Consider the following 23,900-nt stretch of genomic DNA (forward strand, 5'->3'; position numbering starts at 1 on the left):
ATAAATAACAGTTAAGGAGACATACAATGAATCTAGAAGGACAAAACTTAGAATCGTTAAGAAGGATGGTTAGACATCTCCAAGAAGAAAATCAAGAATTAAAAGAACTTCTAAAAAAATCTCATATTACATTTAATGAATCAAAAGAAGAAATGACAACCCAATCTATAAATGAGGGTGTATGTATCAAGGATACTTATATTTATGATAAACTTGTAGCTTACTTTCTTACTTTATTTCAAGGAAGAAGAGATGTATATGCATTAAGAGGTTCTAAGGGAGGATACTTTCCACAATGTTATAATAGATGGAAAGAATATTGTCCTAAACAAAATAGTCAAAAAGGTGTGTCCTGTCAAAAGTGTCCTTATAAAGAGTGGAAAGCATTAGATAGAGAAGTAGGCAAAGATCACTTATTAGGCTACAAAGACAATTGTACAGATGTCATTGGATTATATCCTTTACTAGAAGATGATACATGTAAACTCATAGTTTTTGATTTTGATAATCATGATAATAAGAATAGTGAAAATAATGATTGGAAAGATGAAATTGATGCAATTAGAAAAATATGTCATGAAAATGGTATTGATGTATTAATAGAACGCTCACGTTCAGGAAATGGGGCACATGCATGGATTCTCTTTAAGGAATTTGTACCTGCCTCTCTTGCTAGAGAATTTGGATTACTACTCATTGAGAAAGGATCTCAATCTATTAATCTCAAATCATTTAGATATTATGATCGTATGTTTCCTACTCAAGATCATAGTGAAGGTTTAGGTAATCTTGTTGCATTACCACTTCAAGGACAGGCATTAAGACAAGGTAATAGTGCTTTTGTAGATGAAAACTGGAATCCTTACTATGATCAATGGAAATTACTAACAACAGTTCATCAATTATCTAAAAATGAGATAGAAGAACATATCTATAAATGGAAAGAAGAACTTTCAATCCCTCAAACTCTTCTTACAATGGATCTAGGAAAAAGAATTAAGCCATGGAAAAAGGATGAAAACTTCCATAGTGAAGATGTGATAGAAAGACTCTCTATTGTCCTTGCAGATGGTATCTACGTGGATACACTTAATCTTCAGCCACGAATCCAAAACCAGATCAGACGCTTATCTGCATTTGATAATCCTATATTCTATAAGAATCATAACTTAGGATTTTCTAATTGGAATCAGCCAAGAGTTATCTATTTAGGGGAAGACATAAACGACTATATAAAAATCCCAAGAGGATTATTAGAAACGCTACTTAATAAGTGCCATTCATCAAATATTGAGTATGAAATTGTTGATAAGAGAGAAAAGGGAAAACCTATTAATGTATCATTTACTGGAAAATTAAGAGATGAACAGCTGACTGCCGCGTCTGATTTATTAAATTATGACAATGGTGTTTTAAATGCAGCGACTGCATTCGGTAAGACTGTTGTATCTAGTTATTTAATATCTCAAAGAAAAGTCAATACACTCATTATTATGCAAAGTGTTTCACTAATAGACCAATGGGTAGATGAATTACATCGCTTTTTAGAAATAAACGAAGATCTACCTGTGTATAAAACAAAAACAGGTAAAGAGAAACAAAGAAAAGATCTCATAGGTGTATTACATGGAAGTAAAAATACTTTAACTGGTATCATAGATGTTGTATCAGTCAACTCTATTTATGACAATGAAGGCAACTGTCGTTTAAATCATGAATACGGCATGGTGATAGTAGATGAATGTCATCATGGTGCCTCTCATGTATTTGAAAATGTATTACGTCAAATTAATTCTAAATATATCTATGGTGTTTCTGCGAACGATAAAAGAATAGACAGACTTGAAAAGAAAGTCTATATGCAGTTAGGTCCAATTAGACATCAATATACAAGCAAAGAAAGAATAGAAAAACAATCTATTGATCATCATGTCTATCCACGATTCACAAGAATAATGGCGTTAGGTGATAGTAAAAATGATCTTAATAGTGCGTATGCGTTTATCTCTAAAAATGAAAATAGAAATAATATGATTATTTCTGATATCAAGAAGTGTATTGAAGAAAATAGAACACCTATCGTATTAACACGCTATAAAGATCATGCTAAATCATTGTATGAATCACTTAAGAAGAATGTCCTAGATCATACATATCTTATTTATGGTGATCATACATTAAAAGAAAATGAAGAAGTAAGAAAAACAATATTAGCACTTTCTCATGATGAACCTTTTATACTTGTTGCGACATCTCAATCAGTTGGTGAAGGATTTAATGTACCTAGACTCGATACACTATTTTTAACTTCTCCTGTATCTGGTGAACCTTTAGTTGATCAGTTCTTAGGAAGAATCAATAGAGATTATAAGTATAAAAAAAGTGCGATTGTCTATGATTATGTAGATTCTCATATTCATTATTTTAATAATATGTATAAGAAACGCTTATCTGCTTATAGAAAGATTGGTTTTGATGTGATTACTGATCTTGTAGACAATAAACAAAACGTGAATCACATTTACAATTATAATGATTATTTAGAAGTATTTAGACAAGATATCCATGAATCAAATAAAAGCATCATTATCTCTAGTCCTCAATTAAATGAAAAGAAAGTATTATCTTTTATTGATTTAATTAAAGATAGACAAGAAAAGGGTGTTTCAGTCAATGTATTCACCAAACAGACAGATGAACCTTATACAAATAATCTCATAGATTTATTATATGGTAATGGTGTATTTGTAGAAGTGTATCCTGATTTAGATTCTTATTTTGCAGTCATTGATCAAGAAATCGTATGGCACGGTGGAATAAACTTGCTTGGTAAATCAAATATCTATGATAGCTTAATGAGAGTGAAATCAACTACGATTGCGGAAGAACTTATATTAAGTCCTACAGAAACTAAAGATTGTGACTCCTAGGTTACAATCTTTTTTAAATCTCATAGTACAATGATATAATTAATAATGGAGGTGCGTTAAAATGATGGAATATCTCAAAGAAACACAGATGCTAGATTATTCTCATCCTAACATTCAAAAACTCATTTACGATAAACAATGGAAACAAATGAATGAATTTAACAGAATACAAGCAATCTATAATTATGTAAGAGATGAAATCTTATTTGGCTATAATAGTGATGATTATATACCTGCTTCAAAAGTACTAGCCGATGGCTATGGTCAATGTAATACTAAAGGAACTCTATTTATGGCATTGCTACGTGCCTGTGATATTCCATGTAGAATACATGGCTTTACTATTGATAAGAAACTACAAAGAGGAGCTATGACAGGTATTGTATATCATAGTGCACCTAAGAATATATTTCACAGCTGGGTGGAAGTTTGCCTTGAAAATCGATGGTATGAACTAGAAGGATTTATTTTAGACAAATCATATCTTAAACAACTTCAGAAAAGATTTACTAAATGTACTGGTCCATTTTGTGGTTATGGTATTGCAGTGAAAAACTTCAAACACCCTATAATTGACTTCAATAGAAATAATACCTATATTCAAAGTGAAGGAATTACTCAAGACTTTGGTATCTATGATTGTCCAGATACGTTACTAAAAGAACATCATCAAGAGATGTCAACCATTAAAACATTCGCTTATAAGTATATTGGTAGACATCTTATGAATTATAATGTAAAGAAAATGAGGAGACACCTCTATGGCATTTAAGATAGTAAGAAACGATATCACAAAAGTAGAAGCTGATATCATAGTTAATACAGCAAATCCACAACCAAAATGTGTCAGTGGCACAGATCTGGCAATATATGAAGCAGCAGGAAAAGAAGCGCTTCTTGCAGAAAGAAAGACTATTGGTCCTATTGAAAGAGGAGAGATTGCAGTTACTGGAGCTTATAATCTCAACGCAAAATATATTATTCATACAGTAGGACCTGTATGGATTGATGGAAATCATCATGAACTTGAAATACTAGAAAGATGTTATCGTCTACCTCTACAAAAAGCAATAGAACTCGGATGTCAAAGTATCGCATTTCCTCTTATTTCTACAGGCGTTTATGAATTTCCAAAAAATAAGGCTTTGCATATTGCAGTATCTGTATTCAGCCAGTTTTTGACAGAACATGAAATAGAAATCATTTTAGTTGTATTTGATAAAACCTCTTTTCAATTATCCAGCCAAATTGTCGGAGAGATTGATTCTTATATTGATGCAAACTATGTCAAAGAAAGTCATATCAATGAGTATCCTTTGAGCTATAGACGAAGTGCTCGTCTTCGTTCTTTATTTAATTCTACGTTTCATGAAGAACCATCTCTTCATTTGCCGAATACTTCTTTAGAAGATCAGCTCGCAAATATTGGTCCTTCATTTCATGATAAATTATTTGAATTAATAGACAAAGCGCATCTAGATAATAAAGACGTATGGAAAAGAGCCAATCTAGATAGAAAACTTTTTTCTAAAATTCAATGCAATAAGAATTATCATCCTAAAAAGAAAACTGTATTTGCATTATGTATCGCATTACAGCTTAATCTAGAAGAATCAAAAGATCTACTTGCAAGAGCAGACTGGGCATTTAGTCCAAGTAGTAAAGTAGATCTAATTGTACAAAAAGCAATCATAGACAAACACTATGATATTATGGAACTCAACATCACATTATTCAAATATACCAATGAAACTCTTGGAACATAACTGACGTCGGCACTTCATGTATCGACGTTTTTTAAATGTCGCTTTCAAAGCGACCATATATCTTTCCTCCTCATTTATACTGATAGTGTAATAAGAAAAGATTGGAGGAATATATTATGTATGGTGCAATTTTAGGAGATATTATTGGTAGTCCATTTGAATTTGATAGAGGAGATAAAACAAAGGATTTCAAATTATTTAGTAGAAGATCTCATTTTACAGATGATTCAGTCATGACTCTTGCTGTATGTGAGGCGTTACTTAAAGTAGGCCAGGATGCAACAGTCAAAGAAATTGAGGATGCTGTTATAACAAGTATGCAATCATGGGGAAGAAGATATCCTCATGCAGGATACGGAGGTTATTTTAGACGCTGGCTAACAGCCTGTCATCCCGAGCCCTATAATAGTTTTGGAAATGGTTCTGCAATGAGAGTATCAGCTGCAGGATGGCTTTATGATTCTCTTGAAAAAACAAGAGTTGTCGCAAAAGCAACTGCAAATGTAACTCATAATCATCCAGAAGGTATTAAGGGTGCAGAGGCGACTGCGAGTGCGATATTTATGGCAAGAAATGGTTCATCAAAAGAAGAAATCAAAAAGTATATTGAGAATAAATTTCATTATGATTTAAATAGAACACTTGATGAAATCCGTCCTAGCTTTCATATGGATGAAACTTGTCAAAAAACCGTCCCAGAAGCAATCATTGCTTTTCTTGAAGCAAGAGACTTTGAAGATGCAATAAGAAATGCAGTATCTCTAGGTGGAGATACGGATACACTTGGTGCTATTACAGGAAGTATTGCGGAAGCTTATTTTGGAATATCTGAAACATTAATATCTGAATGTAGAAATCGTATCAATAAAGATATGAGAGATGTTGTTGATACATTTTATAGTCTTGTTAGAAAAGATGATTCACCTAATACAAATCAGATGATTGAAAAAGCTATCAATCAATATTATGTTCATAATGATAAAGAAGGTATGATACTATTTATGAATATGATGATAAATGCAATGAATCAGGGTGGAGAATTTATTGTTCCTTATATTACTAAGAATCCATTCTTATCAAAAGAACAAATCAATAGTATAAGCATTGGTGACACATTTGCTCTTGATCATGATGTCAAACTTAAAATGGAAACAGTCAAAGATGCAAGTGGTATAGAGTGGCTAGGTGTATTTACTTCAACAGAAGAGATGCATAAAGGGTCTAGTGGCAATGTTCAGATCAATCAATCCATCCTATCAATTCTAAGATTAGCACTTGACTTAGAAGAGATAAATGGAATTGTCATCAATCCATTTGGAAAATATATGCAAATAAGTAAAGCTATGATACTACTATTGATTGGCATATATGAAGAACATGAAAAATAATTAAAAATCCTCAAGAGATTGTAACTAACTTGTTATAATCTCTTTTTTGCATTAAGAGCATATTTCCATGCTGAAAAAACTATGTAATCTATTACATATAACCATACTGTAATATTTGATGAACATATTTCTTTTACAATGTCAACATATGTGTCTTGACATCTGTCAACAACAATGATAGCATATGCATCAGCGTAGCGAGAGAGGCGCTTAATTTAGGAAAAGTTGGAAAAAGAGGATAAAACTATGGATATGATGAATAGAATCAAGCAGCTTAAAGAAGAGAAGAATGCTGTTATATTAGCTCACTACTATGTGGATGCAGATGTACAGGAAGCGGCTGATTTCATTGGGGATTCATTCTATCTTGCAAAAAAAGCAGCAGAAACAGACGCTGATAAGATTGTCTTTGCAGGTGTAGAATTCATGGGTGAAAGTGCGAAGATACTTAACCCTAATAAGCATGTATATATGCCAGATGCACATGCTGATTGTCCTATGGCTCATATGGTGACTATAGAAAATATTAAAAAAATGAGAGAAAAGTATGATGATTTAGCTGTTGTTTGCTATATCAACTCTACTGCAGAAATAAAAACTTATAGTGATGTATGTGTTACTAGTTCAAATGCAGTAAAGATTGTTAATAAGTTATCTAACAAGAATATTTTCTTTATACCTGATCAGAACTTAGGAAGCTATGTAGCAACTCAGGTTAAAGATAAGAATATTATCTTAAATAGTGGTTTCTGTCCAAGACACCATATTATGACTAAAAAAGATGTATTAAATGCCAAGAAAGAACATCCTAACGCTTTAGTAGCTGTTCACCCAGAATGTAAACCTGAAGTATTAGGAGAAGCTGATTATATTGGTAGTACATCAGGTATTATTGATTATATTGTAGGTAATGATGCAAAGGAATTTATCGTTGGTACTGTAGATGGTGTTTATGCCACTATCTTAAAACAAGCACCTGATAAGAAGCTTTATAATGTAGTAAGAACTCAGGTATGTCCTAATATGAAACTCAATTCACTAGAAAAGATTGTACATGTATTAGAAACTGGAGAGAATGAAGTATTCTTAGAAGAAGAATTTATGAATAAAGCAAAAGCACCATTAGAAAGAATGCTTGAACTTGCTAAATAGGAGATGACTAAAAATGACTAAAAAAACAGATGTTCTTATTGTAGGTACTGGATGTTCAGGATTATATTGTGCCCTTAAATTACCTGGGAACCTTAATATTCATATGATTACTAAGTCATGTGTAGAAGAAAGTGATAGCTTTCTTGCACAGGGTGGTATTTGTATGTTTAAGGATGAAAGTGATTATCATGCTTTCTTTAAAGATACACTAAGAGCTGGACATTATGAAAATAATCCTCTTTCTGTAGAATTAATGATCAGAAGTTCTCGTGCTGTACTTGATGATTTATTATCATATGGTACTGATTTTGCAAGAGATGAAGAAGGAAACCTTAAATATACAAAAGAAGGTGCTCATTCTACTAACAGAATTCTTTATCATGAAGATATTACGGGTAAAGAAATCACGAGTAAGCTTTATGCAGAAGTAAAAACAAGAAAGAATATCACTATTGAAGAATATGTAACTTTAACAGACCTTCTTGTAAAGAATGGTAAGTGCGTTGGTGGTAGAGTACGCAAAGGCGATGAAGAACATGATATCTATGCGAACTTTGTTGTACTTGCAACCGGTGGTATTGGTGGCAAGTATAAGAATTCCACTAACTACCGTCATTTAACAGGTGATGCCATTGATCTTGCTAAGAAATACAATATTGAAACAGAACATTTGGATTATGTACAGATTCATCCAACAACTTTCTATAGTGAAGATAATGAAAGACGTTTCCTTATTTCCGAAAGTGTCAGAGGTGAAGGTGCATTATTATATGATAAGAATGGTAATCGTTTCGTTAATGAATTATTACCTAGAGATGTAGTTTCTGATGCAATTAAGAAACAGATGGAAAAAGATGGTACTGATTATGTTTTAGAAGATTTAAGACCTATTGGTGAAAAGGAACTAAAGGAACATTTCCCTAATATTGTTCAGTACTGCTTAGATAAAGGCTATGATGTAACTAAAGAATGTATTCCTGTTGTACCAGCCCAGCACTATTTCATGGGTGGTGTAAAAGTCAATGAAAACAGTAAAACATCTATGGAAAATCTCTATGCTGTTGGTGAAACAGCATGTAATGGTGTTCATGGAAAGAATAGACTTGCTAGTAACTCATTATTAGAAAGTTTAGTATTTGCTAAAAGAGCCGCAAAAGATATGACAAGAAAGTATGAGGCCCCAAGTATGTTTGATAAGACAACGTTAAAATTAAATGTAGACCCACTAATCCTTTCAGCTCTTCGTGAAGATATTACAAGTGAAGATGTATCTACATGCAGTGTTATAAGAACTGCACAGCTAGGTGAAGTAGAATTAATTTGTAAAGAAAATGGTATTATTGCTGGGCTTCAGATTTTTGAAAGAACATTCAAATTATTAGATGAAGATGTGGATGTACACTTCTTTGCTCATGATGGTGATGAAGTCCATAAAGGAGAATTACTCGCAAAAGTAACTGGTGATATGAGAACTCTTCTTGAAGGTGAAAGAACTGCATTAAACTACTTACAGAGAATGTCAGGTATTGCAACTTATACACGTAAGGTTGCAGATTTTCTTAAGGGTACAGGTATTAAGCTACTTGATACAAGAAAGACAACTCCAAATAACAGAATCTTTGAAAAATATGCTGTTAAAGTAGGTGGAGGAAGCAACCACAGATATAACTTAACAGACGGTGTTTTATTAAAAGATAACCACATTGGTGCAGCAGGAAGCGTGACTAAGGCTGTACAGATGGCAAGAGATTATGCGCCATCAGTAAGAAAGATTGAAGTTGAAGTAGAAACTTTTGATATGGTGAAAGAAGCTGTTGCAGCGGGTGCTGATATTATCATGCTTGATAATATGAGTACTGAATTATTAAAACAGTCTATTGATTACATTGATAAACGTGCTGAAATCGAAATTTCTGGTAATGTTACTGCAGAAAACATCAATAGAGTAAAAGATATGGGTGTAGATTTCATTTCAAGTGGTGCATTAACACACTCTGCAAAGATTTTAGATCTATCATTAAAGAACCTTCATGCAATTAATGGGAGAGACTAAATGACTGGTAAAGAAAGAAGGGACTACATCCTTACAGAACTGATGGAAAATGATACACCGATTTCTGCTTCTAATTTTGCAAAACGTCTTCAGGTTTCACGTCAGGTTATTGTGAATGATGTCGCACTTCTTCGTGCTAATAATCATGTTATAGAAGCAACCAATAAAGGATATATCATACGTCATTCTGCTATGGTGGAAAGAGTCCTCAAAATGCAGCATACTGATGCAGATATAGAAAATGAGCTCAATACAATCGTGGATCTAGGTGGTTATGTCAAAGATATCTTTGTTTATCATAAGGCCTATCATATTGTACGTGCACCTCTTAATATCGCATCACGTTTAGATGTAAAGAAATATCTTGATAATTTAAAATGTGGGAAATCTATCTCTTTAATGGCAGTGACAAGTGGATATCATTATCATACAATCTGTGCTGAAACAGATGAAAGACTTGATGAAATTCAAGATGCATTGTCAAAACTTGGATATCTTGCAAAACTTCAGGAATATGAACCTGTTGAATTCTAATGTCATCTTCATTGATGGCATTTTTTTATGTATAATAAAAAAGGGGGATGAAATTATGATTTATGTAACGGGCGATATACATGGCAATCAATTTAAATGGCTTGAACAGATAGATCCTGTATTAAAGGAAGGGGATATTATTATTGTATGTGGAGATTTTGGAATAGGTTTTTTTCAGCAGAAATATTCTTCAGAAGAATCATTTTATGATTTTATAAGTGTTCAGCCCTATACTGTTTTATTTGTTGATGGCAATCATGAGAACTTTAATATGCTTAATAGTTATCCCGTGGAAGTATGGAAGGGGGGATATGTTCATAAACTACGTCATAATCTCATTCATTTGATGCGTGGAGAAATCTATATAATAGAAGGAAAAACATTCTTCACTTTTGGTGGTGGTTATTCTATTGATCAGCCATTTCGTAAAGAAAATGTTTCATGGTGGCCTGCTGAAATGCCCAATACAAAAGAGTATGAGAATGGATTACAACATTTAAGTAATATAGATTATGTGGATTATATTATTACACATACAGCACCGGATGAAACGGTTTATTTTCTATCAACTATTAAACAATTTCATATAAAAGGTGATGTTTATCAAGAAATGCCTTTGACTACTTATTTGAATGATATTCAGAAAAATACAAACTACACCCATTGGTATTTTGGTCATTTTCATGTAGATAAGGAATTGTGGAGAAACCAGACAGCTGTCTTTAATACACTCTATGAGTTAGAATCACATCAAATCATAAGACAATGGAACACATATGAAGAATAACATCTAGACTATAATACTAGATGTATTGACATCAAATAATAGATATGATATTCTTGATGTACAAGAGGTGATTAAAATGAAACGTACAAAGTTAGATGACCGTGAATTACCTGAATATACTCGCGGTGAAGAAATATTTAATATGGTAACGCATATTGTAGGGGCTGCTTTTGGTGTTGCAGCACTTGTATTATGTATTATATTCTCATGTTTACATCATAATGGTTATGGTTTAGCTTCTGGTATTGTATATGGTGTTTCTATGATTGTTCTTTATACAATGAGTTCAATTTATCATGGCTTATCTCCCAAACTTAAGGCAAAGAAGGTATTCCAGATTATGGACCACTGTAGTATTTTTGTCTTAATTGCTGGTACATATACACCAGTACTATTATGTTCTGTTAGACTGGCTGATCCATTCTGGGCATGGATTCTATTTGGTATTGTATGGGCTGTCACAATTCTAGGTATTGCATTAAATGCTTATGACATTAATAAATTCGCAAAATTTTCTATGGCCTGTTATCTTATTCTAGGCTGGTGTATCGTCTTTAAGTTTAACTTGTTACCTGAAACTGTAGGCATGAATGGTATATACCTATTAGTCGCTGGTGGTGTCGCTTATACAATTGGTACAATCTTCTATGGATTACAGGAAAAAATACATTATATGCATTGTATCTGGCACTTATGGATCTTACTAGGTAGTGTCCTTCACTTTTTATGCATTATCTTATACTGTATGTAACAGGCGTAAAGCCTGTTTTTCTTTTATATCTTTTAAAGTCATGCTATAATCGTTGAGGAAAGGATGATTAAATGAAAAAAATAAATTTTAAATACGGTTTTTTATACTTGATCACATTTATTATTGTATTAGGTGGCGATCTAGTAACTAAACTTGTAGTCAATGAATCAATGCAGTTAGGCCAGAGTTATCAGGTCATTAAAAACTTTTTCTATTTCACTTATATTCATAATACGGGTGCAGCATGGGGAATGCTTTCAGGTCGTTTCTTTCTTTTCTATGCAATTTCTATTATTGCTGGTATTATGCTTATTTATTATTTTATCAAGAGTGATAAATCCCAGATCCTATTAAGATTTGGAATTGTACTTATATTTAGTGGTATGCTAGGAAATCTATATGATCGTGTTGTTTTTCATTATGTAAGAGACTTTTTAGATTTCTTTGTATTTGGTTATGATTTTCCTATTTTCAATATTGCCGATATGGGTGTTGTAATAGGTGTTTTATTAATCATCTTAGATTTAGGAATTGGAGAATATAAACAATGGAAATACAATCAATTACACCAGAATTAGAAGAAAAAGGCTTACGTTTAGATAAAGTCATCTTAAATCACATGCCTGATCGTTCACGTACTGAGATTCAGAAATGGATTAAAGCAGGACAGGTTATTGTTAATGATAATGTTGAAAAAGCAAACTATAAGGTAGAAGAAGAGGATGTGATTCAGGTCACTTTACCTGATCCTCAGAGTACAGAAATCAGACCTGAAGATATTCCTTTAGATATTATTTATGAAGATGAAGATGTAATTGTCGTCAATAAGCCAACAGGCATGATTGTTCATCCATCTGCAGGTATCTATTCAGGAACACTTGTCAATGCGTTACTCTATCATTGTCATGATTTATCAGCTATTAATGGCATTACAAGACCAGGTATTGTTCATCGTATCGATAAAGAAACAAGTGGACTACTCATGGTCGCAAAAAATGACAATGCCCATCGTTCATTATCTAAACAGCTAGAAGAACATTCAGTTGTACGTCGTTATGTGGCACTTGTACATGGTGTTATTAATCATAATGTGGGTCGTATTGAAGCACCTATTGGACGTGACAGCAAGGATCGTAAGAAGATGGCTGTTACAAGCAAGAATGCAAAAGATGCGATTACAAACTTTAAAGTATTAGAACGTTATGATGATATGACACTTATTGAATGTCGTCTTGAAACAGGTAGAACACATCAGATTCGTGTTCATATGCAATATATTGGTCATCCAGTTTATGGTGATCCTCAATATGGTTTTAGAAATGATGACAATACTAATGGTCAGTATCTTCATGCCAGAGTATTAGGTTTTGTTCATCCTAGAACCAATGAACATATGTATTTTGAAGCACCTCTACCAGATTTCTTTGAAGAAAAGATCAAGGAATTAGGAGGAGAATATAATGGATAAACAGATTATTACATGGGATCAATATTTCATGGGCGTTGCAAAACTTTCTGCTTATCGTTCAAAAGATCCTAATACGCAGGTAGGTGCCTGCATCGTTAACAATGACAACCGTATTGTAGGTGTAGGATATAATGGTCTTCCTCGCGGATGTGAAGACGATAAATTCCCTTGGTCAGTAAGAGAAGGGGCTTTATATGATACAAAGTATCCTTATGTAGTTCATGCGGAACTCAATGCGATTCTTAATTCTACTCAGAAATTGCAGGATTGTCGCATTTATGTTTCTTTATTCCCATGTCATGAATGTACAAAAGCAATCATTCAAAGTGGAATCAAAGAAATTGTCTATGAAGATGAAAAATATAAAGGATCAGAAAGCGATAGAGCGGCTAAACGTATGTTAGATATTGCCGGCGTCTCTTATCGTAAAGTTCCAGCATTTGAAATAGAAATAAAAAAAGAGAATCACTAAGTGACTCTCTAGATGAAGAAGAAGGCCTATAGACCTTCTTTTAATTTCTTTAATGCTCCCTTAACACGCTTTGTATTAGTGAAATTCAACTTACATACTTTTGTAAGAATCTTTTCCCCATACTTGTTTGCAAGTTTAACAGCCACGATTTCGGCATTAGTGCCAGCCCCTCTAGCAAGGTTCATCTTTAAGCTCTTTGTCATACTAGCAAAATATTGTAGATATGCGTAACGAGAAATGATTTCTGCAGCTAATACTGCTAGGTATTGCTCATCAGCATTGGTTTCAAAAATCATATCTTTTACAACAATAACTTCGCTCTTTAGATAGTTATAATAAGTCTTAGGTGAAACGAACTGATCAATAACTTTGAATTCAACACTCTTCTTCACTTTCTGAAGAACATTCACAACAGCCTGGTTAAATAAACGGGCACGAATGTTCGCCTGGTTGATTCCATTATCAATCATCTTATTATAATGTGAGTTATCTAATACTAGTAGTGATGAAATGAGATGTCCTTTTAATAGTTTAGCGCAATTGATAATTTCCTGATTGGATAAATCATCGACATTATCAATTTTTAGGTTTTTAATAATCTCAAGTGCTTCATCATCGGCATAGCATGCAACAACACAAAGCGGCCCAAGAAAATCAGCAGATCCTGTTTCTGCAGCCCCGATATGAGGATGCATACATAAATGATCTGAGTTTTTTTCCTGCTCAATCTTCTTTGCTAAACTTCTAGACCAATGCTTTGCTTCATGCACCGCATTCTGTCCTAAAAAGCTTGCTTCATAATCCGATGTCACTTCAATGTCACAGCCAATAGCATGAGCTTTTAAAAGAAGGTTCTCGCTTTCGAATGGAACCATCTGACTGTCATAAAACTTCTTCATCTTGTTTAAAATGTTTTCATTAATCAAAAATTTAATTGGCTCCACCATATTCACCTCACATGTATTATTTTATCATAAATTTCATTTTTTTGACAGTATAAATTTCATTTGTTATAATTAAGAACCGACAGTGTTAAGGAGGTAAGTGCTATGAGTTTTCTCGATTTGATTCTTATCGCTTTTTTGTTGTATATGTTTTTTAGTGGATATTCCAAAGGTTTTTTCTCAACACTTTATGATCTGCTCAGCTTCATCATTATGATGCTTTTTATCTATTTAAATGTTGAGACAATTTCTTCAATAATCCAGATTTATAAACCAGTAGATGATCCATTATCTCAGTTAGGGGGCTCTGTAGTGAATATGTTGATTGTTTTTATCATCATGTTCATTATTCTAGAAATCATAAGAAGACTGATAGGACTTCTTATTAAACCATTAATCACAAAATTAACAGATCACTTTGCCTTGACATCAATTGTAAATCACGTATTAGGGGCACTGCTTCACGGCTTAAAAGGTACTTTTATAGCCTTTCTGGCGATGGTTATGTTTATTGTGCCATTTTTTGGTCCTGATATTCTTGCTGATTCTAAAATAGGACATTTAATCATTGAAGATGTGCCAATTATTTCAGAAACAGTATTAAATGAAGCAAGTGCTTATGGAAGTTTATTAAAAGGACAACATAACCTGCAATTAGAAGATAAAGATATATTAAGAAAAATGATTATAGCTAACAATCATGCCTATGATCATGGTCTACTTGACGAACATGATGCAATACAGTTTATTTATACTCAACTAGGCCCTGCCTTAATAAAACAGCAGGTAACTTTACCTAAAGAAGAAAAAATACAGTTTATCTTATTGTTAAATAAGACGCCTTATACAGAAACAGAAAAGAATATAATTTTAAATAATATAGGAAGTGAATAAAATGTTAGATAGTTATAAAGTCTTAGAATTTCCAAGAATTTTAAATCATATCGCAGGTACATGTCGTACAGAAATTGCGAAAAAGAAGATCTTACATCTAGAGATGTATGATAATTTAGCTGATTTGAACGAAGAACAGAATCGTTTAGAAGAAGCTATGACAATTCATCGTATTATGGGTACTTTGCCTCTTGCACCACTCAATGATATCAGTGCTTATCTTGCAAAGGCTAAGATGGATGGTATTCTCGCTCCTGAAGAATTAATGGCGATTGACCATATGTTAGAAAACATCTTTCAGGTCTCATCTTATTTTAATGCTTATGAAGGAGATATTATTCTATTAAGAGATCTCGTAGAAGGATTAGAAGGAGATAATGGTCTTCATATTGAAATCAATAGATGCATTATGCCTGATGGATCTATCAGTGATCACGCAAGTGAAACACTTTATCGTATTAGAAAAAGCATGCATGCATTAGAAGGACGTATTCGCCATTCAATGGAAGGCTATTTAAAAAGTGAAAAAAATTCTTTAAGTATGGATACTCTTTCAAGTAAAAATGACCGTTTAGTACTTGCAGTCAAGGCGCCTCATAAAAATGAGATTAAAGGCTTAGTTCATGCAACAAGTGCTTCTGGTCAAACATTCTTTATAGAGCCTGAAAGTGTTGTTGTTATGAATAATGAACTCAATGAGTTGAAAAGTCAGGAACAGACAGAAATCAATAAAATACTTCAAAGTCTAACTAGACGTGTCAAATACAACTATACAAGATTCTATTTTGATCAGGAACTCATGTCTGAACTTGATTTTATCTTTGCAAAAGCACGTTTTGGCTGTGATTATGATTGTGTAAAGCCTGATATCAATGAAACGGGTGTTCTCTCTTTAAAGCAGGCAAGACATCCCTTGATTGATCAGGAAAAGATAGTTCCTAACGATATTATTATTGATGGCAAGATGCTTATGATTACTGGTTCTAATACCGGTGGTAAAACAGTGGCTTTAAAAACAGCCGGTTTATTATCATTAATGGCTATTAGTGGGTTAGCTGTTCCAGCTATTGACGCTTCTATTCCATTCTTTGATGCTGTTTATACAGATATTGGTGATGAACAGTCAATTGAACAATCACTGTCAACATATTCATCACATATGAAGAAGCTTATCTATATACTAGAACATGCCACATGTCGTTCTCTTATCCTGATTGATGAAATTGGTTCTGGCACAGATCCACAAGAAGGGGCTTGTCTAGGAGAAGCTATCTTAGATACCTTATTAAATCGTGACTGTCGTATTATCGCATCAACGCATTATGGCGAACTAAAAAGCTATGGTCAGACTAGAGATGATATTACGCTCGCATCAGTCGGATTTGATGTAGAAACAATGCGTCCTACATATCGCTTGAAGCTTCATTCAATCGGTTCTTCTTATGCCTTTGAAATTGCTGCATCTTTAGGATTAGATCATGAGATTATTGATCATGCTTTACATAATAAAGAAGAACGTATGAGCGAAGCAGAAAAGTTAACTGAAAAGCTGACTAAGCAGAGTGCAGAATTAGATGAGAAAGAAGAAAGAATCGATCAGTTACTTGCAGATAATGAAAAACTTCATAATCGTTATGAACATCAGCTTTCTATTGCCACAAAGCAGAAAGATCGTATTGTAGAAGAAGCACAGCAGGAAGCCAATAAGATGCTTGAAGAAGCTAAGAAAACAATTGATGAATTGACTAAAGATATCATGGATCAAGGTTCTTTAAAACCCCATCAAGTGACTGCAGCCAAACACGCATTAGACCAGCAGAAATATGAAAAGAAAGAAATTGTAAAGGTCCAGGACCATGTCTTCAAGAAGGGGGATCATGTCAAACTTGATAAGATGAATAGAGAAGGGGATGTACTTGAAGTTAAGAAACATGAACTGTTGATTGATTTAGGTGGTCTCCAGGCACGTGTAAAAGATACAGAAGTTACTTTTATGCATGGCGCCTCTAAGCCTCAGAAAGTAAAAAAAGCCGGTACTAGACAGCATATGAAGAAAACAGGACATTATGAAGTAAATGTTATTGGTATGCGTTATGAAGAAGCGATGAATATTGTTGAAAAGTTCTTAGATGATGCTCTATTACTTGGTTATCCTTCAGTACGTATTGTGCATGGTATGGGTAAAGGGATTTTACGTAATGGTATAAGAAAGAAGTTAGATCATCTCTCTTATGTCAAAGAATATCGTGATGGTGGCCCCAATGAGGGTGGTTTAGGTGTAACGGTGGTTAGCTTTGAATAAGAATCTAGATTATATTAAAAAGAAGCTCTCATTACTTCCTATGTCTCCTGGCTGTTATTTAATGAAGAATACAGAAGGAAAAGTCATTTATGTAGGAAAGGCGCGAAAACTGAAAAATCGCGTCTCTTCTTATTTTACAGGTGCACATAACTATAAAACAACAAAGCTTGTAGATCATATATGGGACTTTGACTATATTGTAACAGGCAGTGAAAAGGAAGCATTATTACTTGAAATCAACCTAATTAAGGACTATACACCTGAATACAACATCATGTTTATGGATAATACCTATTATCCTTATATTGAATTAACGGATGAAACTCATCCAAGACTTAAAATAGTAAGAAAAACAAAAAACAAAAAGAATAAGTACTTTGGTCCTTATCCTGATGCTACTGCAGCAAGAAATACCTTTAAATTATTAAATAAGCTTTACCCTTTAAGAAAATGTAATCATGTTCCAGATAAGCCATGCCTCTATTATTCATTACATCAATGCTTAGGGCCATGTATCAACGATATTGATAAGAGCCAGTATGATGAAATCCGAAAAGAACTGATTTCATTTATTCATGGTAATACCAAATCAAAGATTGATGAACTCAATGAAAAGATGATGACAGCCAGTGATAATCTACAATTCGAGCTTGCAAAAGAATATCGTGATCTCATTCGTTCTATAGAATATGTTACTGCCAAACAGAATGTTCAATTTGGTGACTATAAAGATAGAGATATTTTAGGCTATTATATTGATAAAGGTTATATCAGTATTCAGCTCTTCTTTATGCGTGAAGGTAAACTTCTCTATCATGATTTTAATCTTGAGCCTGTAGGAGAAGATTTTGAAGAAGATCTGATTCGTTTCTTAGTTACTTACTATCAAACACATCCTGAACCCTATGAACTACTTATTCCTCAAGATGTTGATTTAGAACTTTTATCTGAAATATTATCCTGTCATGTACTTCAGCCTCAAAGAGGTGATAAGAAATCCTTAGTAGAAATGGCTAATAAGAATGCGAAGGAAGCACTAGAAAAGAAGTTCTTATTAAAAGAGAAAACGGATGAAAAGACAATCCTGCCTATTATTGAATTAGGTAAAAAACTTGGTATTGAGACACCTCATACTATTGAGTTATATGATAACTCTAACATCCAGGGGGCTTATGCTGTTGCAGGTATGGTTGTTTATAAGGATGGTGTGCCTTCTAAAAAAGATTATCGTAAATATAAGATCAAGACAGTAGAAGGCCCTGATGATTATGCTAGTATGAAGGAGGTCATCTATAGACGTTATTATCGTCTTTTAATGGAACAAAAGGAAATGGCAGATCTTATTATTGTCGATGGTGGACTTGGACAAATTAAAGTAGCTAAAGAAGTTATCGACGGTTTGAATCTTCCTGTACATATCTGTGGGTTATCTAAGGATGATAAACATTCTACTGCCATGCTTCTAGATGAAAATGGCAATCAGGTACCTATTGATACAAAGAGTCCGTTATTCTTCCTTCTTACACGTATGCAGGATGAAGTGCATCGTTATGCTATTTCATTCCATCGCCAGGTCCGTTCTAAATCATTATTTAGTTCTATTCTTGATGAAGTAGATGGAATCGGCGAAGCACGTAAGAAGAAACTTCTTAATCATTTTAAAAGTGTCAAAAAGATGAAAGAAGCGTCGTTAGAAGAATTAGAAGCAGTGATTCCTAAAAATACAGCTTTGAAACTCTATGAAGTACTGCACAAAGAATAAACTATACACTCATCATGATATACTATATAATTGACACTAGAGAGCAGGTGATTTAATGGAAAATAAGCGCAAGTATCTGTTTGTTACAGTCATTGCATTATTTATCGTTTCATTCTATACAATTAATCTCCGTTTTGATCCATTCTATCGTGTCAATGGAATCAACAATGACAACAGAATGATTATCGAGAAATATCTAAGTAAAGAGGAGCAGAAATATCTTGTAGAAAACAGAATCCCACTTTACCATTTTATGAAATTTATCAAGTATGATGGCTTTTATCTTCCAAATTATCAATATTATGAACTACTAGAAAAGACTGGTCGCTATGACAACATTAAGATCATTCTTTCTACTGGTAATGAATTAGCCGGAAAACTTCTTGATAGTTTTAAGAACAATGCCTATGATCAAGCTAAAAAGTTAGTAGAGCATGATTTGGAATCAGGATATTTATATAATCAGAATTTTGATTTTGATAAATTAGAAATATATTATCAAATGAGGCCGCTATATGATGATTATAGTTATGTGGATGATACAGAATATTATATTGAATTATTAAAAAATCGTGGATTATCAGATAAATTAATTCGTTCTTTTTTTGCGGATGCTTGTAATAACTACTCACGTTATGGATTGACAACTCTCATGACTCAGGCTAATAATCATGAGATATTCTTAATTGCGGATCCTTCATCTTTAATGACAACACTTAATGATACAAGTTATATAGGGGCTTATGTGCCACATAATCTTGTTCTGATGTCAGATATTCATCGTTTGAAATACGCTATGTATTTAGAGAATGATGCTTATGAAGCCTTAAAGAAGATGGTGGAAGCAATGCCTGATGATATTGCTGAAGATTTTTATGTCAAAGAAGCCTATGAAAGCTTCAATGATTTTCAATATTCAAATCCGGCTCTTGCCGGCAAAGATGAAAGACAGCTGGGTAGAACAGTGTCTATTGCTTCTAAATCCATTGCCTATCAGACATTTGAAACATCTGCCCTGTCACAATGGCTTGAAGCACATTCTTATGAATATGGCTTCATATTGCGTTATCCAAAGCGTATGGCTTCTTCTACAAATCATGTCTATGATTCTCATTATTATCGCTATGCAGGTAAGAAGACAGCCAATAAAATTTATAAAGAAAATAGCTGTATTGAAGAATATATTCAAAAGGAGGCAGTAAAATGAAGAAAATTGTAATCATGTCAGATAACCATGGTGATATGAATATGTTAACAGATATTAAAGTCCTAGAAGATGATGCAGATTACTATATCCATTGTGGTGATAGTGAATCCTATTCGCTTCAGGATTTAGATGGCTTTGTAGCTGTTAAAGGCAATAATGACTGGAGTCTTGATCTTCCTCAAACAGCAAGACTAGATATTGAAGGAAGGCATCTTCTCATCACTCATGGTCAGTTCTTTGGTTATTTTGACCGCGAAAAGAAAATGATTCAGTTCTTAAAAAAGTATAATGGAGATGTTTTGATCTCAGGTCACACACATATGCCTCTTGCGAAAAAAGAAAACGGCTTATGGCTTATTAATCCAGGCTCAACATCCTGGCCACGTGGTGGATCAAAACGTTCTTATGCAGTTGTAACGATTGATGATAAAAATGTAGATGTAATGATTAAAACTCTAGAATAGTGATACATTTAAATAAATAGGAATTGACATTTTATATCTTCCTATTATAATGAGCATGTAAAGTCAAATATAAAGATAGAGGAAGCGATGCATCAGAGTAATATGAGGAGTCGGCAGACTAAGAATCATATGAAAGGTAATCATCGCCGAAAGAAGATAAGCGGCAGCTTGTTGTCTTGGTGATTCAGGAAATACCTGTCTCACTCCTTCATGATGAAGAGGCGTTATCTTATCGTTAAAAGCTATACGATAACGTATGGTTTTTTTTCTATTTTTATATAGAAAGGGGTTAATTATGAAAAAGACTTTAATTACGCTTGCAGCAGCAGCACTTGTATTATCAGGATGTGGATCATCTCCAAAAGAAGATGACAATACTTTTACAGTAGGCATGGAAGCCGCTTACCAGCCATTTAACTGGCAGACTTCTAAAAAGACAGATACTGCTGTTAAATTAGATGGTGGTGCAGGTTATGCAGATGGTTATGATGTTGTCGTTGCCAGCAAAATCGCAAAAAAGTTAGGTAAAAAACTTGTTGTAAAGAAGATTGCATGGGATGGTTTACAGCCAGCTGTAGAATCTGGTGAAATTGATGCAATTATCGCAGGTATGACTGCAGACAAGAAACGTGAAAAGGGATTAGATTTCACTACACCTTATTATCAGAGTGAAATGGTTATGATTGTAAGAAAGAACAGCACTATGACTTCATTCAATGATATCCAGCAGTTCTCAGGTTACAAGGTAACAGGTCAGAAGAATACAAACTATGATACAATCATTGACCAGATCAAGGGCGTTAAACATCAGACACCTAAATCAACTTACCCAGAATTAGTTGTAGCTTTACAGCAGGGTGATACAGATGGTATTACTGCAGAATTACCCGTTGCGAATGGTATCGTACAGGCCAACCCAGATCTTACAATTGTTAAGTTTGCAGATGGTCATAACTTCAATGTAGATACTGCAGTATCAATTGGATTAAAGAATAATACTCGTAAAACAGCTGAATTTAAAAATATTCAGAAGGCTTTAGACTCTATTTCACAGGAAGAAAGATTAAAAATCATGGAAGATGCTGTTAAAAGAGCACCTACTGATAAATAGGAGATAAAATGAAAATAGATTTTCAATATGCATGGAGCCAGTTAATTAATAATTGGCCTCTGTTCTGGTATGGTATTAAGATGACAATCGCTTTTGCGGTTGTTGGTACATTAGCTGGTCTTGTTTTAGGTCTTGTTATTGGTGCTATTCGTTGTGTGCCACTCGATCCTCTAGATAAGCCAGTCACAAGATTTTTTAAACAGTTAGGACGTTTTATTACAGGCTTTTATGTATGGGTATTTCGTGGAACACCTATGATGGTACAGGCCGTATTCCTTTATTATTTATTTAAGCCAGTATTAAATTGGAATAACTTCACTGCAGGTATGGTTATTATTTCAATCAATACAGCAGCTTATATGGCTGAAATCATTCGTAGTGGAATCCAGTCTATTGATGCTGGACAGATGGAAGCAGCTAAGTCTTTAGGTATGACAAATACTCAGACTATGATCAATATCATCTTCCCACAGGCTATCAAGAATACATTCCCATCACTTGGTAATCAGTTTATCGTTAATATTAAAGACAGCTGTATGTTAAATGCAATTTCAGTTGTTGAATTATTCTTCCAGGCACAATCAGTGGCTGGTACTAATATGAGATATATTGAAGTATATCTTGTTGTTGCTATTCTTTATTTAATTCTTACAACTGTTGCAACATTTGTGCTTAACTACATTGAAAAGAAAATCAATAAGACAAACACAGTAAGTATCAAGGATAACTGCGCATAAGGAGGAAAAAAATGGATACAGTCATTGAAATTAAACATTTAGAAAAACATTTTGGAAACCTCCGTGTTCTTAATGATATTGATTTTACTATTGAACGTGGTAAGGTTGTGACTATTATTGGTTCAAGTGGTTCTGGTAAGAGTACATTATTAAGATGTATTAACTTATTAGAAGTTCCTGATGCAGGAGAAATCTTATTTAATGGTCAGAATATTTTAAAGGGAGATATGGATGCTTCTACTTATCGTAGTAAAGTAGGTATGGTATTCCAGAACTTCAATTTATTTAGTAATAAGACAGTATTAGAAAACTGTATGATTGGACAGATCAAAGTATTAAAGAAATCTAAAGAAGAAGCACGTGAGGAAGCTATGAAACAGCTTAAGGCTGTTGGTATGGATAAATTTGCAGATGCATCAAGCACAAAGCTTTCTGGTGGTCAGAAACAGCGCGTAGCCATTGCAAGAGCATTATGCATGAAGCCTGAAGTTCTTCTATTTGATGAACCTACAAGTGCTTTAGACCCTGAAATGGTAGGGGATGTATTAGATGTAATGAAGCAACTTGCAAAAGAAGGTTTAACAATGGCTGTTGTTACTCACGAAATGCAGTTTGCAAGAGAAGTCAGCGATGTAGTATGTTTCATGGATCAGGGTGTTATTGCAGAAATGGGTACACCTGAAGAAGTATTTGAACATCCAAAGACAGAACGTGCTCAGCAGTTCTTATCACGTTATTCTAATAGATAAAATATTTACTTGAGAGACGGTTAAAACACCGTCTCTTTTAATTTAACGTAATAAAGAAAAAGACTAGAGAGCAACTCTAGTCCAAGATAAAATAAAAACCTCGGATGACCCGAGGTTGTTTTTAGATGGCGTCCACGAGGGGATTCGAACCCATGACCGCACGCTTAGAAGGCGTGTGCTCTATCCAGCTGAGCTACGTAGACATTTGATTTCCGACTGCTCATTCATATTACCATACAATACAACATTATGCAATACTTAAAGCTTAAAAAATGAAAGAAATATGATTTAAAACCTATATAAAGGTTTTGTCAAAATAAAAACCCCGGTAATCCGGGGTTGTTTTCAGATGGCGTCCACGAGGGGATTCGAACCCATGACCGCACGCTTAGAAGGCGTGTGCTCTATCCAGCTGAGCTACGTAGACAT

General features: G+C 33.7%; 21 protein-coding genes, 2 tRNA genes and 1 riboswitch. Of the genes, 20 read left to right on the forward strand and 3 right to left on the reverse strand.

Annotated features, from left to right (window positions below):
• Positions 1-26: 26 nt before the first annotated feature.
• The 12 genes from NQ499_RS06930 to NQ499_RS06985 all read left to right on the forward strand — a co-directional run bounded on the left by NQ499_RS06930 (position 27) and on the right by NQ499_RS06985 (position 13,301).
• On the forward strand, positions 27-2,930 hold the full coding sequence (locus NQ499_RS06930) for a TOTE conflict system archaeo-eukaryotic primase domain-containing protein (RefSeq protein WP_006504813.1): 2,904 nt from the start codon (positions 27-29) through the stop codon (positions 2,928-2,930).
• Between the two features lie 61 nt (positions 2,931-2,991).
• Complete coding sequence (locus NQ499_RS06935) at positions 2,992-3,702, forward strand: transglutaminase-like domain-containing protein (protein ID WP_006504812.1); 711 nt, start codon at positions 2,992-2,994, stop codon at positions 3,700-3,702.
• Positions 3,692-4,696, forward strand: a complete 1,005-nt coding sequence (locus NQ499_RS06940; RefSeq protein ID WP_006504811.1) for a macro domain-containing protein — start codon at positions 3,692-3,694, stop codon at positions 4,694-4,696. The genes NQ499_RS06935 and NQ499_RS06940 overlap by 11 nt, the downstream gene beginning before the upstream one ends.
• Before the next feature lie 116 nt (positions 4,697-4,812).
• Positions 4,813-6,084 (forward strand): ADP-ribosylglycohydrolase family protein, encoded by a 1,272-nt coding sequence (locus tag NQ499_RS06945; RefSeq protein ID WP_006504810.1) that lies wholly within the window; start codon positions 4,813-4,815, stop codon positions 6,082-6,084.
• A 246-nt stretch (positions 6,085-6,330) separates the two neighbouring features.
• Complete coding sequence (gene nadA / locus NQ499_RS06950) at positions 6,331-7,236, forward strand: quinolinate synthase NadA (RefSeq protein WP_040389643.1); 906 nt, start codon at positions 6,331-6,333, stop codon at positions 7,234-7,236.
• 13 nt (positions 7,237-7,249) lie between these two features.
• Positions 7,250-9,289, forward strand: a complete 2,040-nt coding sequence (locus NQ499_RS06955) for an L-aspartate oxidase (RefSeq protein ID WP_006504808.1) — start codon at positions 7,250-7,252, stop codon at positions 9,287-9,289.
• Positions 9,290-9,823, forward strand: coding sequence for a transcription repressor NadR (locus NQ499_RS06960; protein ID WP_006504807.1), 534 nt, complete (start codon positions 9,290-9,292; stop codon positions 9,821-9,823). It begins immediately after the preceding gene.
• 55 nt (positions 9,824-9,878) lie between these two features.
• On the forward strand, positions 9,879-10,610 hold the full coding sequence (locus NQ499_RS06965; RefSeq protein ID WP_040389642.1) for a metallophosphoesterase family protein: 732 nt from the start codon (positions 9,879-9,881) through the stop codon (positions 10,608-10,610).
• A 76-nt stretch (positions 10,611-10,686) separates the two neighbouring features.
• Positions 10,687-11,361: a PAQR family membrane homeostasis protein TrhA gene (trhA, locus tag NQ499_RS06970; protein ID WP_040389641.1), complete on the forward strand. Its 675-nt coding sequence runs from the start codon at positions 10,687-10,689 to the stop codon at positions 11,359-11,361.
• Between the two features lie 71 nt (positions 11,362-11,432).
• Entirely contained in the window at positions 11,433-11,939 is a 507-nt protein-coding gene (gene lspA, locus NQ499_RS06975) for a signal peptidase II (RefSeq protein ID WP_259848464.1), read from the forward strand.
• Complete coding sequence (locus tag NQ499_RS06980; RefSeq protein ID WP_006504803.1) at positions 11,909-12,829, forward strand: RluA family pseudouridine synthase; 921 nt, start codon at positions 11,909-11,911, stop codon at positions 12,827-12,829. Before lspA ends, NQ499_RS06980 begins: the two co-directional genes overlap by 31 nt.
• Positions 12,822-13,301, forward strand: coding sequence for a deoxycytidylate deaminase (locus NQ499_RS06985; protein WP_006504802.1), 480 nt, complete (start codon positions 12,822-12,824; stop codon positions 13,299-13,301). Before NQ499_RS06980 ends, NQ499_RS06985 begins: the two co-directional genes overlap by 8 nt.
• 26 nt (positions 13,302-13,327) lie before the next feature.
• On the opposite strand, the gene NQ499_RS06990 is transcribed toward NQ499_RS06985, so the two are convergent.
• Positions 13,328-14,248 (reverse strand): ribonuclease HIII, encoded by a 921-nt coding sequence (locus tag NQ499_RS06990; RefSeq protein WP_006504801.1) that lies wholly within the window; start codon positions 14,246-14,248, stop codon positions 13,328-13,330.
• 102 nt (positions 14,249-14,350) lie between these two features.
• Between NQ499_RS06990 and NQ499_RS06995 the strand changes: the two genes are divergently transcribed.
• The 8 genes from NQ499_RS06995 (at position 14,351) to NQ499_RS07030 (ending at position 23,471) form a co-directional block, all read left to right on the forward strand.
• Positions 14,351-15,139 carry a CvpA family protein gene (locus tag NQ499_RS06995; protein WP_006504800.1) on the forward strand — a complete coding sequence of 263 codons (789 nt, stop codon included), beginning with the start codon at positions 14,351-14,353 and terminating at the stop codon, positions 15,137-15,139.
• Position 15,140: 1 nt separating this feature from the next.
• A complete protein-coding gene (locus NQ499_RS07000) occupies positions 15,141-17,441 on the forward strand; it encodes an endonuclease MutS2 (RefSeq protein ID WP_040389639.1) in 2,301 nt (766 codons plus the stop codon).
• Positions 17,434-19,203, forward strand: a complete 1,770-nt coding sequence (uvrC, locus tag NQ499_RS07005; protein ID WP_006504798.1) for an excinuclease ABC subunit UvrC — start codon at positions 17,434-17,436, stop codon at positions 19,201-19,203. Before NQ499_RS07000 ends, uvrC begins: the two co-directional genes overlap by 8 nt.
• 55 nt (positions 19,204-19,258) lie before the next feature.
• On the forward strand, positions 19,259-20,410 hold the full coding sequence (locus tag NQ499_RS07010; protein ID WP_006504797.1) for a D-alanyl-D-alanine carboxypeptidase family protein: 1,152 nt from the start codon (positions 19,259-19,261) through the stop codon (positions 20,408-20,410).
• Positions 20,407-20,874 carry a metallophosphoesterase family protein gene (locus NQ499_RS07015; RefSeq protein ID WP_006504796.1) on the forward strand — a complete coding sequence of 156 codons (468 nt, stop codon included), beginning with the start codon at positions 20,407-20,409 and terminating at the stop codon, positions 20,872-20,874. Before NQ499_RS07010 ends, NQ499_RS07015 begins: the two co-directional genes overlap by 4 nt.
• Before the next feature lie 68 nt (positions 20,875-20,942).
• Positions 20,943-21,109: riboswitch (Lysine riboswitch) on the forward strand.
• A 60-nt stretch (positions 21,110-21,169) separates the two neighbouring features.
• Complete coding sequence (locus NQ499_RS07020) at positions 21,170-21,985, forward strand: transporter substrate-binding domain-containing protein (RefSeq protein ID WP_040389638.1); 816 nt, start codon at positions 21,170-21,172, stop codon at positions 21,983-21,985.
• Between the two features lie 8 nt (positions 21,986-21,993).
• Positions 21,994-22,722: an amino acid ABC transporter permease gene (locus tag NQ499_RS07025; protein ID WP_006504793.1), complete on the forward strand. Its 729-nt coding sequence runs from the start codon at positions 21,994-21,996 to the stop codon at positions 22,720-22,722.
• Between the two features lie 11 nt (positions 22,723-22,733).
• The gene (locus NQ499_RS07030) at positions 22,734-23,471 is read left to right on the forward strand and encodes an amino acid ABC transporter ATP-binding protein (RefSeq protein WP_006504792.1); all 738 of its coding nucleotides are present in this window, start codon (positions 22,734-22,736) and stop codon (positions 23,469-23,471) included.
• 126 nt (positions 23,472-23,597) lie between these two features.
• Here the strand turns inward: NQ499_RS07030 and NQ499_RS07035 are convergent.
• A tRNA-Arg gene (locus tag NQ499_RS07035) sits at positions 23,598-23,674 on the reverse strand.
• 147 nt (positions 23,675-23,821) lie between these two features.
• Positions 23,822-23,898 (reverse strand) — tRNA-Arg (locus tag NQ499_RS07040).
• Positions 23,899-23,900: the final 2 nt, after the last annotated feature.

The organism is Catenibacterium mitsuokai (assembly GCF_025148785.1).
Lineage (GTDB): Bacteria > Bacillota_I > Bacilli_A > Erysipelotrichales > Coprobacillaceae > Catenibacterium > Catenibacterium mitsuoka.